Raw genomic sequence first — 14,753 nt, forward strand, 5'->3', positions numbered from 1 at the left:
GACATGACCGAGGATTTCTTCCGAAGCCGCCTTGATTCGATGATCGACCTGCGCCATGCGCTTGCGGTGCTCGCCACGCGCATGCCGTGGGCGCAGCTCGAAGCGACGATGGCGCCGCTGTTCGCCCATCGCAATCGTGAGGGCATGGCTGCGGAGGTGAACGATCTGTTCGGCGCGACAGCACAACTTGCCGGCGCGGGCGTGAGTGCGGCGGGCCGACCGCGCTTGCCGATTCGCCGGATGCTCGGGTTGCTCTACTTGAAGCACGTGTTCAATGAGAGCGACGAGTCGGTGTGCGAGCGCTGGGCGGAGAACAACTATTGGCAGTATTTTTGCGGTGAGGAGTACTTTCAGCCGCGGCTGCCGTGCGATCCGACCAATCTGGGGCGTTTTCGCCAGGTGCTCGGCGAAGCCGGCGTCGAGGAACTGCTGGCCACGACGATCGCGGCGGCGGCAAACATGAAGATGGTCGAGCCCGCCGAATTCGAGGCGGTGATCGTTGATACGACCGTGCAAGAGAAGGCGGTCGCGTTTCCGACCGACAGCCGGCTGCTGGAAATGGCGCGTGCGAAGCTGGCACAACGTGCCGGGCTGATGCTGAAGCAGACGTACGAGCGCGAAGGCAAGATACTGCGCCGTCGCGCCGGCGGCTACGCGCACGCGAAGCAGTACAAGCGGCTGCGCCGTGTCCTCAAGCGACAGCGCACCGTGCTCGGCCGGTTGTTGCGCGACATCGAGCGCAAGATGGCGGCGGCCACTGAAGTGTATCAAGCGACGCTGACGGTTTGGCGCGAACGGGCCTGGCGGATCTGCCGCCAACAGAAGAAGGACAAAAACAAGCTGTATGCCCTGCATGCGCCGGAAGTCGAATGCATCTCGAAAGGCAAAGCACGCCAGCCCTACGAATTCGGCGTGAAGACGAGCCTGGCGATCACCGAGAAGAGCGGTCTGATCGTCGGCGCCCGCACCTTTACGGGCAACCCGTACGACGGCCACACGCTGGCCGCCCAGCTCGAGCAGACGCGCATCCTGCTGGAGGGTGTTCCCGGCGAACCGAAGCCGAAGACGGTGCTGGCCGATCTGGGCTATCGCGGCGTCGACGCCGAGCTCGGGCCCGTCAAGCTGATCCATCGCGGCAAGTACAAGACGCTGAGCGAGAAGTAGCGCAAGTGGCTCAAGCGACGTCAGGCGGTCGAACCGATCATCGGCCACGTCAAACAAGATCACGGACTGCGGCGCTGCTGGCTCAAGGGTGCCATCGGTGATGCGTTGCATGCGGTGCTGTGCGCGACGGGCTTCAACCTGCGCTGGTTGCTGCGCGCGATTCAACTCGCGACGAGGTCGCCCTGCGCGCAGCTCGAAGCGGCCGCCTGAATTTCGCATGTCCGACTAAGTACATGCTGGAAGGTACGAATGATGAGCATGTCGTTCAGTGGCGACTACTGTGGGAAGACAGGCGCTATCAGGACGGTAGCATTCCGGAGGAAGAGGCGACCTACTTTCCCCAAGCTGTCATGCAGCAGAATCTGCGAGCCTTGCCTGGAGAAACATGTCAGCGTACTGGTCACTGGCAAAGCCCGGCCATGAAGGATTCGGTGTACGTCGAAGCTGGAGAGCCGATGCCCGGCCCTCGACACACCTCATGGGGTATGGTCATCTGGCATTATGCCGATCCCCAACCGGGAGTCTGAGTCGATTTGCGCAAGATTGGGGTAACAGGCTCGAGGGCGACCATGAAGCGACACCAACGCTGGTGACGATTTTCATGACAATCCACCATTCGAATTGGTGAAATGAAAGCGAAACGGGCAATCGAAATCAATGCAATGATCTATCGCTCGCTGGTCGGCTTGATGATCCTATTGTCGTTTTCGGCCTGCTCGAAGCGCAGCATGAATCTTGATGTCGCAATCTATAACTATTGGCCACGCGCAATCTATGATGTTGCTGTCGATGGTCAGTATGCAGGCGGAGCATTCATGGCGTATGAGCCGGGCAACGTGGGAGGGAAAATTGTCTGCTGCGTGAGAGTCAAGCCGGGGCCCATTTCAATTGAATATTCACTAGGTGGCCCGGAAGGCGCCACGCGGTTGGGTGAGAGAATTCGTGCAACCGCCGTCCTGCAAGAGTTGCCCGGGAATTCCAAGATTCTCACCATGCATGTGTACCCGAGCGGGACTGCGTACGCTGAAGTATCTAGGCAGTATGTCGACGAGCGGCCGGAGCTTGGGGATAAGAGATGAGTAGTTGATTTTTCGATATGGTTGGGCCGAAACCGGGATGACCTGATTGACCGCCTGAACGTAGCTATCCCTCAGAACTTCCTTCCTGTCCGCCTCGGAGCGAAACTGCGAGCGGGGAGTTCATAGTGGCCAGTGACGATATATAGGAGTCGTGGTTTCCAGAAGAGCAAGTTGGTTGTCCAAATCCACGCGCTCACGGAAAACCACAGTGACGACAGGTTCGACAGCAAGCACCATAGGCCTGTAATGACGAATACGATCAAGCAGTACGACATGGCGGATGATGCGACGCGTCGCAAGGTTTTCTGGCTGCTTCAGCGCGTGACCAGTTTTTCGCTTTGGAAGCGCAAGCGCGATGCATTCGCGATCTTCGCGAGTGCATATGAAAGTGCCCTGAAGACGTGGCCCGAGGATGACCCGGAGTATTTGCCCGCAGACAATCTGCCTACTGTCTTTGAAATACTGGCTTCCTACGATCACGGCTTGCCTGAACTGTCACGCGGGAACCGTTTCGTCTGGAAGCGAGGTGGACCGCTGCGATACGCGGTTGATCGATATCGGCACGTCAACGCGTACTTCTTCCCTCATCCTGATTACTGGGATCGTGGTGCGCAGAATGCTGCTTATCCACCGAAGATAGACGCATTTGCTCAACTGCTGCATGCATCGGAATATCAGATCGAATACGCGCCGTTTGAATCATCGGAGTTGACCCATCGTGGGGCGCAACTGCAATCAGTAGGATCGCTGCTGAATCCAGATGCCTACGAACACAACTTCTACACGCTGCCATATCCGGTTTTTCCGAAGGCGTTGCAGCAAGTGCCTGAACCCGTTGGCCCTGTGATCAAGTCCGGCGACAAGGTGCCCTGCGACGGCATTTGGGAGCCCGTTGCCGTCGAGCGATCCAGGCTGCTGGGCATCGTACCAGTCGGCAACCGGAGCTTGCGTGGCAGTGGGTGCTTCAATTACCTCATTCGAGATATCAGGGCGCCGGGCCTGAGGAGTCATGAATCGAGAACAGTCGTCCAGACGCACTGGCGGCTTTTGTGGGAGGACAAGCGATACTCGGATGGCATCATTCCTGACGAATCGCAGTACTTTCTAGTGCAGCCGCGTGTGTCGCAGCCGGACGTTGCAGCCGTCACACCGGTCCAAACCGGCGATCGTTAACCTGTCCCCGACGAATGACCGCTCGATGGTCGGCGCGGCTTATTGACGATCTACCTACGGAATTTGCGATATGGAAACGAGGCCAAGGATCACAATCAATGCGGTGGCTTGTCGCTTGCTCACTGTCTTGATGTCTTTCCTGCTGCTCGCCGCCTGTTCCGAGAGATCCATGAACCTCAATGTCGCGATCTACAACTATTGGCCTCGCGCTATCTACGATGTCGCGCTGAATAGCCAGTACGCCGGCGGTGCTTACATGGCCTACCACCCAGGAGGGGCGGGGGGCTCGGTTGTCTGCTGTATCAAAGTCAAGCCGGGGCCGATAAGGATCGAATATTCTCTAGGAGGCTCGGAAGGCATGCCAAGGCTTGGCGAGAGAATTCATGCGACGGCCGTTTTGACGGAGTTACCTGGCAACGCCAAGGTTCTCACCGTGCATGTGTATCCTGATGGAACTGCTTTTGCCGAAGCATCCAGGGAGTACGTCGACGAGCGCCCTGAGTCGAAGGGTAAAAGGCAATGAACTCGCTTCGCCAGCTTTCTTGAGCCATGCGAGCCAAGCGATGATTTGTCAGTGCGGTTTCAAGGTGCATGACATGCGGCTTTTTGATTGGCCTCACCAGTAAAGTGGCCGCCGCGACCTCAATCGAGCAACTTTAAGCGTCGGCTTGTGCGTCGCCCTCTGGGCGGGATTGCCATATCCTGCCGCGAGCGCCTAAAGTGGCGAGAGCCGCTGCTTCACCCATGTTCACTGCCTCGTCCCAGGAGCCCCCTTGTTCCTCTCCCTCGTCGCGATCTTCATCGGCGCCGGCCTGGGCGCCTTGCTCCGCTGGGCCTTGAGCCTGGGCATGAACCTCATCCTCCCCGAACTCCCGCTCGGCACCCTTGCCTCGAACCTGATCGGCGGCTACCTGATCGGCGTCGCGATCGTCGTATTCGGCGCGAAAACTGGCCTGGCTCCCGAATGGCGCCTGTTCGTGATCACCGGTTTCATGGGCGGCCTGACCACCTTCTCGACTTATTCCGCCGAGGTCATGACGCACGTCGTGGAGGGCCGCCTGGGCTGGGCCGCCGTGGTCGCCTTCGTGCACCTGCTGGGTTCCTTCCTGCTGACCTTCCTGGGCATCTGGACCGCGCGCACTTTCCTGGTCCCAGCCTGAACCCGCCCGGCGTACAACCAAGCACTTGCACCCGCAACAAACAAAAAGCGCCGCATGAAGCGGCGCTTTCCAGATCATCAAAACCTAAACCAGCTCAAGCAGCCATCACATCGTCAGCAAGGTCATCGAGATCGCCACGCGCGTGACCACCATCAGCAGCACCTGCACGATCACGAACAACAGGATCGGCGACAGGTCCAGCCCGCCGATATTCGGCAGCACGCGGCGCAGCGGATTGAGCAGCGGGGCGGTCAGCGGGAACAGGATCGCCATGGCCGGCGAGCGCGGGTTCAGCCACGACAGCAGCGCCATCAGGATCGTCATCCACAGCACCAGGTTGAGCGCCCATTTGGCGATGGTCAGCAGCGCGACGATCACGATGGTCGGCAGGATCGACAGCACGTCCATGCCGGCCAGCGACATCATCAGCACCACGTAGACGAAGGCAGTCAGCAGCGCCGCCACCACGCTGGCCCAATCGATACCGCGTGTACCGGTGATGACGCGGCGCAGCGGCAGCACGATCCAGTTGGTCGCCTGCAGCACGGCCTGCGTGACGGGGTTGTACGGCGGCACGCGTACCGCCTGCATCCAGGCGCGCAGCAGCAGGGCCGCGCCGAACAGCGTGAATACGGTATTGAGCAGAAAGCGGGCGATCTCGCCGAGCATCGTTGGAATCCTTGTCTGACAGTCGGGTAGCGTGCGGCCGCCGTATCGTGGCGGCATGCATCGGGCGTCACCTTATCACGGCTCGCGGCGCCCGGGGGCAGCCTGCGCGAGCCGCCGATCGAGCAGGGCGTCCACGCCCCGTTCCACCGCGTCGAGCCCGGCTGGCGGCGTCGCGCGGCGCCTGGCCAGCTCGACGGCGCGGCGCGTCATCAGCGCGTAGAGCGTGGCGTGATCGCCGCCCATCTGGTCGAGCAGGTCGAGCTGGCGCTCGACGATGCCGGCGTCGCCGCGCGAGACCGGGCCGGCCAGCGCATTGGAGAGGCCCTTCTCGCGCGCGGTCTCGATGGTGCCGGACAGCATCGGCAGCAGGGCGCGCAAGGCCTCTGCCTCGTCCATGCCAAGCGTGCGCCACAGCTCGACCGCTTCGGCCAGGCCGCACAGCACGAAGCTCGCCGCGTAGTTGGCGGCCGCGTGGTAGCGCATCCGGCCACCGGCCGGAATCGCCAGCGGATGGCAGCCGAGCGCGCCGCTCAGTGCCTCCAGCACCGGGCGCAGGCTGCCGCCGGCCTCGATCGTCACTGAGCAGCCTTCGATCCGGGCCAGGTCGGCGTCGCCGCCGCCAAATAGATAGAGCGGATGGAAACCGCCGGTCTGCACGCCCTGTTCGGCCGCCGGCGCGAGCAGGTCGACGCTCGAGGCGCCGCTGCAATGCACGAGCGCCTGGGTCGGCGCGCGCGCGGGATCGAAGCGCAGCGAGGCGGCCACCGGCCCGATGCCGTCGTCGGACACGGCCACGAACACCAGGTCGGCCGCGTCGACCACCGCCTGTGCGTTCTCGACGGCCGTGCAGCCGTCGATCTGCTCGGCCAGCGCCCGCGCCGGGGCAGGCGAGCGGCTCGCCACCGCCACCACGGGATAAGCGGCCTGCGCGAAGCGTCGTGCCAGGCAGCGGCCGAGGCGGCCGGCACCGATGAAACCGAGACGGGGAACGGGAGGAAGTGACATGGGCGAAGCAGCGAAGATCGGCAAGCCGTCAGTATCCCGTATTTGCGCCGCCAGCCGGGGATCCCGCCCGAATGCTCGGTAGCGTGGGCAACGGCCGTTCGATTGGTGCCGAATCGGGCGGTAATTTGTAATCAATCATTACCCTGGACGAGCCGCATTCGACTCCGTCTATCGGAAATCCTGACCGATTTGCCGGGTCGATCGAGGGCGCGAAGCCCGGCCGGCGCGCCCGGCGGGCCGGGGCGCATCGCGAAAAGCCCCGCCGGGCGTGGCGCGAGGGCGCCGCGCAATTGCAATTTGCAACAAATGCGCTTGGTCCGCGGGAGGCGATTTCGCTACATTGGAGTCCATACAACAGCGCATTCCTTGCTGTTCATGTGGCCGGCCAACTTGACGTGCCGCCAGGAGAATCGAAGTGAAAAAGCTCATTCCTTTCGTTGCAGCCGCCGCTCTCGGCCTCGGGGTCGCGAGCGCCGCCCAGGCTCACGTTTCGATCGGCGTCGGTATCGGCCTGCCGATCGCCCCGGCCTACCCGGTCTATGCCGCGCCGCCCCCGGTCGTCTACGCGCCGCCTCCGCCGCCTGTCGTCTATGCTCCGGCGCCGGCCTATTACGCACCGCCGCCGGTGGTCGTCGGCGGTTACTACGGCCGGCCTTACTGGCACCACTATCACGGCTACTACGGCCACGGCTATTACGGCCGCCGCTGGTAAGCCCTCGCGCGCTCGATGCGCGTGAACACGGCGCGACACGGGAAACCGTGCCGCGCCGTTTGCTTTTGGGGCGCGGGAATCAGGCGCCGGCGTGCACGATCAGGTCGCGATAACCGCCGACGATCACGCTATAGGAGAAATAGGCGAACAGCAGCGCCGACACCACGTGGCAGGCGCGCATCAGTCCCGCGCCGGCGCGCTTGCGGCCCTGGCTGGCGAGCCCGCAGAGAAACAGCGTCCAGGCCAGGCCGCCGAGGAAGAAGCCACCCAGGAACACCGAGGCGGTGACGGGGGTGGTGGCGCCGGCCTTGGCGATCAGCGCGCCGCCGACGGCGGCGAACCACAGGATCGCCGAGGGCGAGGACATCGCCAGCAACATCCCGCGCAGGAAACTGCGCGGCGAGCTGGCCTGGGGCGCGGCGTCGGCGTCATCGCCGCTTGCCGTGGCCGAAGGCGGCGGGAACAGCGCCTCGCGCGCCATCTTCCAGGTCAGATACAGCAGCACGGCGCCGCCGCCGAGCCAGACCACCCAGCGCACCGCCTCGAACTGCAGCAGCACGGCCATCCCGGCCAGCGCGAGCGCGGCATAGACGAGATCGCCGAAGCAGGAGCCGAGGCCGAGCCAGAAGCCGGGCTTGAAGCCATGCGAGAGCGTGAGCGAGAGGATCGCGACGTTGACCAGGCCGATGTCGAGACACAGGGACAGCGACAGGAAAAAGCCGTCGGACAGCATGGAAGCGGAAGGAGGCACCATCGTCATTCGGGAAACACGTGTGGATGATCGAGGCCGCGAGCGATACCAGGGCCGCTCGCGGCTCGGCAAGCGCGCTCGAGCCGCGGCTTGCTTGTTATCAGGCACTCGCCGCGAGGATCGGGCGATGAAGCGAGCCGGCGCCATATAGAAGACGAGTCGGCCCTGTCGAGGCGAGACAGATCAGGACAGCCCGAGCTCGTTCCAGAGCGTATCGACGTGCGCCTTCACGGCGGCGTCCATCTCGATCGGCCGGCCCCATTCGCGCTGCGTCTCGCCGGGCCACTTGTTGGTGGCGTCCAGCCCCATCTTCGAGCCCAGGCCGGCCACCGGCGAGGCGAAATCGAGGTAGTCGATCGGCGTGTTGTCGACCAGCACGGTATCGCGCACCGGGTCGACGCGCGTGGTGATCGCCCAGATCACTTCCTTCCAGTCGCGGATATCGACGTCCTCGTCCACCACCACGATGAACTTCGTATACATGAACTGGCGCAGGAAGCTCCAGACGCCGAACATCACGCGCTTGGCGTGGCCGGCATAGCTCTTCTTCATCTGCACGATCGCCATCCGGTAGCTGCATCCTTCCGGCGGCAGGTAGAAGTCGGTGATCTCGGCGAACTGCTTCTGCAGCAACGGCACGAACACCTCGTTGAGCGCCACGCCGAGCACGGCCGGCTCGTCGGGCGGCTTGCCGGTATAGGTCGAGTGGAAGATCGCGTCGCGGCGCATCGTGATGCGCTCGACGGTGAACACCGGAAACCACTCCTGCTCGTTGTAGTAGCCGGTGTGATCGCCGTAGGGGCCTTCCAGCGCATGTTCGTAGGCGGCCGCGCCGCGCGTGCCGCTCGGGCGCGGCGGCGCGCCTGCCGGCGCCGGCTCGGGCGTGCCGTCCTGCGGGTAGATGAAGCCCTCGAGCACGATCTCGGCGCGCGCCGGCACCTGCAGGCCGTCGACGCCGGGCGTCAGGCACTTGGCGAGCTCGGTGCGCGCGCCGCGCAGCAGGCCGGCGAACTGGTATTCGGAGAGCGTGTCGGGCACCGGCGTCACCGCGCCGAGCGTGGTGGCGGGATCGGCGCCGAGCACCACCGCCACTGGATAGGGCTTGCCGGGATTGGCCAGCGCGAACTCGCGGAAGTCGAGCGCGCCGCCACGATGGGCGAGCCAGCGCATGATCAGTTTGTTGCGTCCGATCAGCTGCTGGCGATAGATGCCGAGGTTCTGCCGCGTCTTGTTCGGGCCGCGCGTGACGGTCAGCCCCCAGGTCAGCAGCGGGCCGGCGTCGCCGGGCCAGCAGGTCTGGATCGGCAGCCTGTTCAGGTCGACGTCCTGGCCTTCCCAGACGATCTCCTGGCACGGCGGCGAGGACACCGTCTTCGGCGCCATGTCCCACACGGCCTTGGCCATCGACAGCAGCTTGCCGGCATCGGCCAGGCGCTTGGGCGGGTCCGGCTCCTTCAGGGCCGACAGCAGGTGGCCGACCTCGCGCAGCGAGGTGAGTGCGCTGGCGTCGTCGGCGTGCTCGGCGTCGACACCCATGCCTAGCGCGACGCGGCGCGGCGTGCCGAACAGGTTGCCGAGCACCGGAAACCGGTAGCCGGTGGGCGGGTCGAACAGCAGCGCCGGGCCGCCGGCGCGCAATACCCGGTCGCACAGCTCGGTCATTTCGAGCACGGGCGACACCGGCTGGGTGACGCGGCGCAACTCGCCGATGCCTTCGAGACGCTGGGTGAAATCGCGTAAGTCTTTGTATTTCATGGAAATGTTCGCTGGATCCGGCGGCGCCGGCGGTGCGGGAGGCGGCGCCAGGCGCCACGGATCGAGCACCGATTCTACCCGCCGAAGCGTTTGGACGAATGTGTCCCGAAAATTTGTGAAGCGTCCGTGAAAGCCAGACGGCACGCGGCTTTTCGATCCGGTGCGTAATAAATGATTACTTTTTGTTATGATTTCGGGACTTTATAGTGTTGACGATCTATAAAACCGTCCCTAGAATCCGCTCACATTGATCGCCGGGCCCTGGCAGCCAGCCAGTCCGCTCCGGTTCCTCAGACGCTCCGCGTCGCCGTCCGCCGCGACCTGCACGGCACTCGACGGTTGTAGTCGTCCTAGCCAGCGCCTTCGCGACGCTGGTTTTTTGCGTGGGAGCCACCGCGCGTCAGCCTGCCCGCCGGGCGCTGAAGCAATCCGCCGTGGCCCCCGAACGGTACACATACCGTTTCTCCGATGTCGCCGCCCCGTCCGGGCGAGCGGTGTCCTGATTCCGCGGCCACGCGTCCTTCTCGCTTCGAGTCGAGCGAGCCGCACGAGTCATGTTCATGGGAGATCTGAATGAACGCTTGGTTATCGTGGCGTCCCAACGAACGGCATGCGCAGCTGCTGCGCGAAGTGCTGCGTCGCGGGACGCGTGTCAGCCACCATCTATTCAGCGTGGTCGGCGGCCTGGCCGTCGTCACCGCGTTCGCGCTCTGGATGATGCCGAACGCCCGCGGCACGCTCGCCGCGAAGCTGATGCCCGTGCTGTCGGCCGCCGTCAAGGCCGGCCCGGCGCGGCTGCTGTCCGGGCACCCGCTGCCTGCCTTCGGTCCCGGCAATGCCGACGAGGACCTCGACGCCGACGGCCGCACCTCGCCGGTCTCGTACAACCCAACGGGCGAGGCCGGCGGCAACGCGGTTGACGCCGCTGCCGACGCGGCCGCCGCCGATGCGGCCCACAACAGCCAGTCGCCGGTCACCCTGGCCAAGCTGATCCCGCTGCAGCGCGTCGCCCTCGACGCCCGCAGCGACCGCGTCTTCACCAGCCGCGAGCAGTCGCTGGTGGCCAACTACCTGGCGCGCCGTTACCACGTCGCGCAGGAGCCCGTCGGCCGCCTGGTCACGGCCGCCTTCCAGACCGGCCACGATATCGGCCTGGACCCGCTGCTGCTGCTGTCGGTGATGGCGATCGAGTCGGGCTTCAATCCCTACGCGGAAAGCGGCGTCGGCGCGCAAGGGCTGATGCAGGTGATGTCGAAGATCCATTCCGACAAGTTCGAATACGCGGGCGGCACCGATGCGGCGCTGCGCCCGGTGGTGAACATCCAGGTCGGCGCGCTGGTGCTGAAGGACTGCATCGCGCGCGGCGGCTCGCTGGCCGGCGGCCTGCGCCTCTACAACGGCGTGACGGGAACCGACGACGGCGGCTACAGCGCCAAGGTGATGGCCGAACGCGCTCGCCTGCGCGATGTTTCGCGCGGCCGCAACGTGTCGATCTACGCGCCGCTGCTGCCCACGCCGGTGACCACCACGGCCTCGACGACCGCCTCCTCGGGCGGCAAGCGCGTGCAGGCGACGCTGGACGGCGCCCACCCGATCACCATCAAGGCCAGCTCGCCGGCCGAGTCCAAGCCGGCCGCCACGCCGCAGGCCGACGCGAGCAACGAGACGGGCGCGAAGCACGACGGCTCGTCGGAAGTCGGGACCTGATCGAGCCGGGCGGGCCGACTGGTCCGCCTCGCGAAGCACGGTCGACGAATACGAAAAAACAGGGCGCCCTCGGGCGCCCTGTTTGTTTTCCGGAGCCGGTCGCGCCAGGCGCTTCCCGTCCCCGAATTTGCAACTTTCTGTTTCCGGCCGCGAGCCTTCGCTCAGCCGCCGAACAGCTTGCGCAGCCGCGCGACGGCTTCCTCGAGACGCTCGTAGGCGGTCGCATACGACAGCCGGATGTAATCGCGCGGCGCATGCACGCCGAAATCCATCCCCGGCACCAGCACCACGCCGGCATCCTCCAGCATCGCGTCGACCAGTTTGGCACTGTCGCCGGCCGCCGGATGCGCGACGCCGCCGCAGCGCGCGTAAACATAGAAGGCGCCGTCGGGCGTCACCGGAACCTCGAAGCCGAGCGAGGCCAGCGCCGGCACGATGTAGTCGCGGCGGCGCATGAATTCCAGCCGCCGCGCCTCGTAGATCGCCAGCGTGTCGGGTTCGAAGCAGGCCAGCGCGGCATGCTGGGCGAGCGCCGAGGCGCAGATGAACAGGTTCTGCGCGAGCTTCTCGAAGGTGCCGACCAGCGCGGGCGGCACCACCAGCCAGCCGAGCCGCCAGCCCGTCATGTTGAAGTACTTGGAGAAGCTGTTGACGGTGATCACCTCGTCGCTGAAGGACAGCGCCGAGACGGGCGGGCCGTCATAGCTGAGGCCCTGGTAGATCTCGTCGATGATCGCGAAGCCGCCGCGCTCGCGCACCGCCTGCAGGATCCGGCCGAGTTCGTCGGGCGCGAGCGAGGTGCCGGTCGGATTCGACGGCGAGGCCAGCAGCACGCCGCGCGTGCGCTCGCCCCAGCGCTCGCGCACGTCCTTCGCGCTCAACTGGAAGCGCGCCTCGGGGCCGCTCGGCACCAGCACCGGCCGGCCTTCGGCGGCTGCCACGAAGTGCCGGTTGCAGGGGTAGGACGGATCCGGCATCAGCACTTCGTCGTCGCGGCCGACCAGGGCCAGGCAGGCCAGCAGCAGCGCGGCCGAGGCGCCGGCCGTGACGATCACGCGCTCGGGCGCGATCTCGAGTCCGTAGGCGCGTGCGTAATGCGCGGCGATCGCCTCGCGCAGCGGCGCGATGCCGAGCGCGCTGGTGTACTGCGTCACGCCGCGCCGCATCGCCGCCGCGGCGGCCTCGACCACCGGCTCGGGCGCCGTGAAGTCCGGCTCGCCGATGCTCATGTGGATCACGTCGCGCCCGGCCTGTTCGAGCCGCGCGGCCTGCTTGACGACTTCCATCACATAGAACGGCTGGATCGCGTCGACGCGCGAAGCCAGCCGGATCAGCGATTCGGCAGCGGTATTCATGTCGGGCAGCGGGGAGGGGGTAAGGAAAAGCGGGCGCCGGGGCGCCCGCCACAGGTCACATCAGGAGCGGCGCGCGGCGGCTTCTTCCGGGCGCAGCTTGAGGGCCAGCTTGTCGAGCACGCCATTGACGTACTTGTGGCCGTCCGAGCCGCCGAAGGTCTTGGTCAGCTCGATGGCTTCGTTGATCACCACGCGGTAGGGCGTCTCGATCTGGTGCTTGAGCTCGAAGGTGGCCATCAGCAGCACCGCGCGCTCGACCGGCGAGAGCTGCTCGATCGGACGATCGAGGTTGGGCGCCAGGATCGCGGCCAGATCCGCATGCTCGCGGACCACGCCGTACACGATGGTTTCCAGCAGCTCGCGATCCGCCTTCTCGTAACCCTGCGCGCCGCGCAACTGCGCGTCGATCTCGCCGGTGGACGCGTTCGACAGCAGCCACTGATACAGGCCTTGCGTCGCCAGTTCGCGCGATTGTCGGCGTGCGCTCTTCTTCATTCGTTTTCCTCTTCGTCTTCTTCTTCCTCGTCCTCGTCTTCCTCATCGTCGCTCAGTTGGTCGAGCGTCATCGTGAGGTTGGCCATCTCGACGGCCGTGCGGGCCGCGTCGCGACCCTTCTCGGTCATGCGCGCGATGGCCTGCTCGTCGTTCTCGGTGGTCAGCACCGCGTTGGCGATCGGCGTGTTGAAGTCCAGCGCGATGCGCGAGATGCCGGCGCCGCTTTCGTTCGAGACGAGTTCGAAATGGTAGGTCTCGCCGCGGATCACCGCGCCGAGCGCGATCAGCGCGTCGAACTGGTTGCTTTCCGCGAGCTTCTGCAGCGCCAGCGGGATTTCCAGCGCGCCGGGTACGGTGACCAGCAGCACGTCCTCGCCGGTGACGCCCAGGCGTTCGAGTTCCTCGACGCAGGCATCGGCCAGGCCGTTGCAGACGGGCTCGTTGAAGCGCGACTGCACGATGCCGATGCGCAGGCCTTCACCCTCGAGATTCGGTTGGTATTGTCCGATTTCCATGTTCTTTCCGTGGTTGGATTCAGCGTGATTGGGAGCGGCGCTCAGCGGCTTGCGTCGACATCAGAGCTCGGACGCCGCGCCGCCGGGCATCGGCACGAAGCCCGTCACCTCGAGACCCCAGCCCGACATGCTGCCGAGCTTGCGCGGGTTCGCGAGGACCTGCATCTTGCCGACGCCGACGTCGCGCAGGATCTGCGCGCCGATGCCGAACGTCTTGAAATCGACCGGCCGGCGCTTGAGCGCGGCCGCCTTCTCCTCTTCGTCGAACGCGAGAAACACGTCGACCAGATGTTCCTTGGTATCGCCGCAATTGAGCAGCACCACCGCGCCGAGGTCGCGCGCGGCGATTTCCTTCATGGCCGCGTCGAGCGTCCAGGAGTGGGTCGAGGCGCCGGTCTCGAGCAGGTCGAGCACCGACAGCGGCTCGTGCACGCGCACCGGCGTGTCGACCTCGGGCGAGGGCGTGCCGCGCACCAGGGCGATATGCGGCGAGCCGGTCGGCTTGTCGCGATAGAGCACTGCCTGGAATGCGCCGTGGGCGGTCTGCATGGTGCGCTCGGAGACGCGCTCGACGATCGATTCGGTGCGGCTGCGGTAGTGGATCAGGTCGGCGATGGTGCCGATCTTGATGCCGTGTTCCTTGCTGAACTCGATCAGGTCGGGCAGGCGCGCCATCGAGCCGTCGTCCTTGATCACCTCGCAGATCACGGCGGCCGGCGTGAGCCCGGCCAGGGCCGTCAGGTCGCAGCCGGCCTCGGTGTGGCCGGCGCGCACCAGCACGCCGCCCGGCTGGGCCATGATCGGGAACACGTGGCCCGGCTGCACGATCTGGTCGGCGCGGGTGTCGCGCGCGACGGCCGTGGCGATGGTATGGGCGCGGTCGGCGGCGGAAATGCCGGTGGTCACGCCCTCGGCCGCCTCGATGCTGACCGTGAACGCCGTGCCGTATTGCGTGCCGTTGCGGTAGGTCATCAGCGGCAGGTTGAGCTGCTTGCAGCGCTCCTGGGTGAGCGTCAGGCAGATCAGGCCGCGACCGTAGCGGGCCATGAAGTTGATCGCTTCCGGCGTGACGAATTCGGCGGCGACGACCAGGTCGCCCTCGTTTTCGCGGTCTTCCTCGTCGACGAGGATCACCATGCGGCCGGCTTTCAGCTCGGCGATGATGTCGGGCGTGGAGGCGAGCGTCATATCAGAAAAAGGGTGTCCGCTGGGG

At 65.4% G+C, this 14,753-nt stretch carries 15 protein-coding genes and 1 pseudogene; 8 read left to right on the forward strand and 8 right to left on the reverse strand.

The genetic code is table 11. The features are described from left to right. Positions 1-3: 3 nt before the first annotated feature. From F3J10_RS01100 to crcB, 6 genes and pseudogenes are all read left to right on the forward strand, one after another. A pseudogene (locus tag F3J10_RS01100) lies at positions 4-1,326 on the forward strand (IS5 family transposase); the annotation flags it as partial. 71 nt (positions 1,327-1,397) lie between these two features. Then, positions 1,398-1,691, forward strand: a complete 294-nt coding sequence (locus tag F3J10_RS01105; protein ID WP_080630939.1) for an Imm72 family immunity protein — start codon at positions 1,398-1,400, stop codon at positions 1,689-1,691. Positions 1,692-1,793: 102 nt separating this feature from the next. Continuing rightward, positions 1,794-2,243: a hypothetical protein gene (locus F3J10_RS01110; RefSeq protein ID WP_167240641.1), complete on the forward strand. Its 450-nt coding sequence runs from the start codon at positions 1,794-1,796 to the stop codon at positions 2,241-2,243. Between the two features lie 246 nt (positions 2,244-2,489). Beyond that, the gene (locus F3J10_RS01115; protein ID WP_167240643.1) at positions 2,490-3,416 is read left to right on the forward strand and encodes an Imm72 family immunity protein; all 927 of its coding nucleotides are present in this window, start codon (positions 2,490-2,492) and stop codon (positions 3,414-3,416) included. Between the two features lie 169 nt (positions 3,417-3,585). Next, a complete protein-coding gene (locus tag F3J10_RS01120) occupies positions 3,586-3,939 on the forward strand; it encodes a hypothetical protein (RefSeq protein ID WP_167240645.1) in 354 nt (117 codons plus the stop codon). Between the two features lie 250 nt (positions 3,940-4,189). Further along, a complete protein-coding gene (gene crcB, locus F3J10_RS01125) occupies positions 4,190-4,576 on the forward strand; it encodes a fluoride efflux transporter CrcB (protein ID WP_013696879.1) in 387 nt (128 codons plus the stop codon). 105 nt (positions 4,577-4,681) lie between these two features. On the opposite strand, the gene F3J10_RS01130 is transcribed toward crcB, so the two are convergent. Then, positions 4,682-5,245 carry a YggT family protein gene (locus F3J10_RS01130; protein ID WP_013696880.1) on the reverse strand — a complete coding sequence of 188 codons (564 nt, stop codon included), beginning with the start codon at positions 5,243-5,245 and terminating at the stop codon, positions 4,682-4,684. A gap of 75 nt (positions 5,246-5,320) precedes the next feature. Then, the gene (locus F3J10_RS01135; protein WP_167240647.1) at positions 5,321-6,250 is read right to left on the reverse strand and encodes a DUF2520 domain-containing protein; all 930 of its coding nucleotides are present in this window, start codon (positions 6,248-6,250) and stop codon (positions 5,321-5,323) included. Positions 6,251-6,665: 415 nt separating this feature from the next. On the opposite strand from F3J10_RS01135, the gene F3J10_RS01140 reads away from it, so the two are divergent. Further along, positions 6,666-6,962: a hypothetical protein gene (locus F3J10_RS01140; RefSeq protein WP_017920475.1), complete on the forward strand. Its 297-nt coding sequence runs from the start codon at positions 6,666-6,668 to the stop codon at positions 6,960-6,962. 79 nt (positions 6,963-7,041) lie between these two features. On the opposite strand, the gene F3J10_RS01145 is transcribed toward F3J10_RS01140, so the two are convergent. After that, positions 7,042-7,716, reverse strand: coding sequence for a LysE family transporter (locus tag F3J10_RS01145; RefSeq protein WP_167240649.1), 675 nt, complete (start codon positions 7,714-7,716; stop codon positions 7,042-7,044). Positions 7,717-7,896: 180 nt separating this feature from the next. Beyond that, entirely contained in the window at positions 7,897-9,468 is a 1,572-nt protein-coding gene (locus F3J10_RS01150) for a UbiD family decarboxylase (protein WP_167240651.1), read from the reverse strand. 573 nt (positions 9,469-10,041) lie between these two features. On the opposite strand from F3J10_RS01150, the gene F3J10_RS01155 reads away from it, so the two are divergent. After that, complete coding sequence (locus tag F3J10_RS01155; protein ID WP_166910740.1) at positions 10,042-11,175, forward strand: transglycosylase SLT domain-containing protein; 1,134 nt, start codon at positions 10,042-10,044, stop codon at positions 11,173-11,175. Positions 11,176-11,336: 161 nt separating this feature from the next. On the opposite strand, the gene F3J10_RS01160 is transcribed toward F3J10_RS01155, so the two are convergent. Genes F3J10_RS01160 through ribBA form a run of 4 tightly spaced genes read right to left on the reverse strand, consistent with a single transcriptional unit; the run spans position 11,337 to position 14,728 of the window. Beyond that, positions 11,337-12,530 carry a pyridoxal phosphate-dependent aminotransferase gene (locus F3J10_RS01160; RefSeq protein WP_025101551.1) on the reverse strand — a complete coding sequence of 398 codons (1,194 nt, stop codon included), beginning with the start codon at positions 12,528-12,530 and terminating at the stop codon, positions 11,337-11,339. A 60-nt stretch (positions 12,531-12,590) separates the two neighbouring features. Then, positions 12,591-13,025, reverse strand: coding sequence for a transcription antitermination factor NusB (gene nusB / locus F3J10_RS01165; protein WP_013696887.1), 435 nt, complete (start codon positions 13,023-13,025; stop codon positions 12,591-12,593). Further along, positions 13,022-13,540, reverse strand: coding sequence for a 6,7-dimethyl-8-ribityllumazine synthase (gene ribH / locus F3J10_RS01170; RefSeq protein WP_017920341.1), 519 nt, complete (start codon positions 13,538-13,540; stop codon positions 13,022-13,024). Before ribH ends, nusB begins: the two co-directional genes overlap by 4 nt. 60 nt (positions 13,541-13,600) lie before the next feature. Continuing rightward, positions 13,601-14,728 (reverse strand): bifunctional 3,4-dihydroxy-2-butanone-4-phosphate synthase/GTP cyclohydrolase II, encoded by a 1,128-nt coding sequence (gene ribBA, locus F3J10_RS01175; RefSeq protein ID WP_013696889.1) that lies wholly within the window; start codon positions 14,726-14,728, stop codon positions 13,601-13,603. Positions 14,729-14,753: the final 25 nt, after the last annotated feature.

The sequence above is a fragment of the Burkholderia sp. Cy-637 genome (assembly GCF_011753175.1).
Taxonomy (GTDB): domain Bacteria; phylum Pseudomonadota; class Gammaproteobacteria; order Burkholderiales; family Burkholderiaceae; genus Burkholderia; species Burkholderia gladioli.

Excerpts from the sequence above, each read along its gene's own strand:
- ribBA (WP_013696889.1), bottom strand. The coding sequence starts at position 14,728 with ATGACGCTCGCCTCCACGCCCGACATCATCGCCGAGCTGAAAGCCGGC.
- F3J10_RS01105 (WP_080630939.1), top strand. The coding sequence starts at position 1,398 with ATGCTGGAAGGTACGAATGATGAGCATGTCGTTCAGTGGCGACTACTG.
- F3J10_RS01155 (WP_166910740.1), top strand. The coding sequence starts at position 10,042 with ATGAACGCTTGGTTATCGTGGCGTCCCAACGAACGGCATGCGCAGCTG.
- F3J10_RS01115 (WP_167240643.1), top strand. The coding sequence starts at position 2,490 with ATGACGAATACGATCAAGCAGTACGACATGGCGGATGATGCGACGCGT.
- F3J10_RS01145 (WP_167240649.1), bottom strand. The coding sequence starts at position 7,716 with ATGGTGCCTCCTTCCGCTTCCATGCTGTCCGACGGCTTTTTCCTGTCG.
- F3J10_RS01150 (WP_167240651.1), bottom strand. The coding sequence starts at position 9,468 with ATGAAATACAAAGACTTACGCGATTTCACCCAGCGTCTCGAAGGCATC.
- nusB (WP_013696887.1), bottom strand. The coding sequence starts at position 13,025 with ATGAAGAAGAGCGCACGCCGACAATCGCGCGAACTGGCGACGCAAGGC.
- F3J10_RS01110 (WP_167240641.1), top strand. The coding sequence starts at position 1,794 with ATGAAAGCGAAACGGGCAATCGAAATCAATGCAATGATCTATCGCTCG.
- ribH (WP_017920341.1), bottom strand. The coding sequence starts at position 13,540 with ATGGAAATCGGACAATACCAACCGAATCTCGAGGGTGAAGGCCTGCGC.
- F3J10_RS01135 (WP_167240647.1), bottom strand. The coding sequence starts at position 6,250 with ATGTCACTTCCTCCCGTTCCCCGTCTCGGTTTCATCGGTGCCGGCCGC.
- F3J10_RS01120 (WP_167240645.1), top strand. The coding sequence starts at position 3,586 with ATGAACCTCAATGTCGCGATCTACAACTATTGGCCTCGCGCTATCTAC.
- F3J10_RS01160 (WP_025101551.1), bottom strand. The coding sequence starts at position 12,530 with ATGAATACCGCTGCCGAATCGCTGATCCGGCTGGCTTCGCGCGTCGAC.
- F3J10_RS01130 (WP_013696880.1), bottom strand. The coding sequence starts at position 5,245 with ATGCTCGGCGAGATCGCCCGCTTTCTGCTCAATACCGTATTCACGCTG.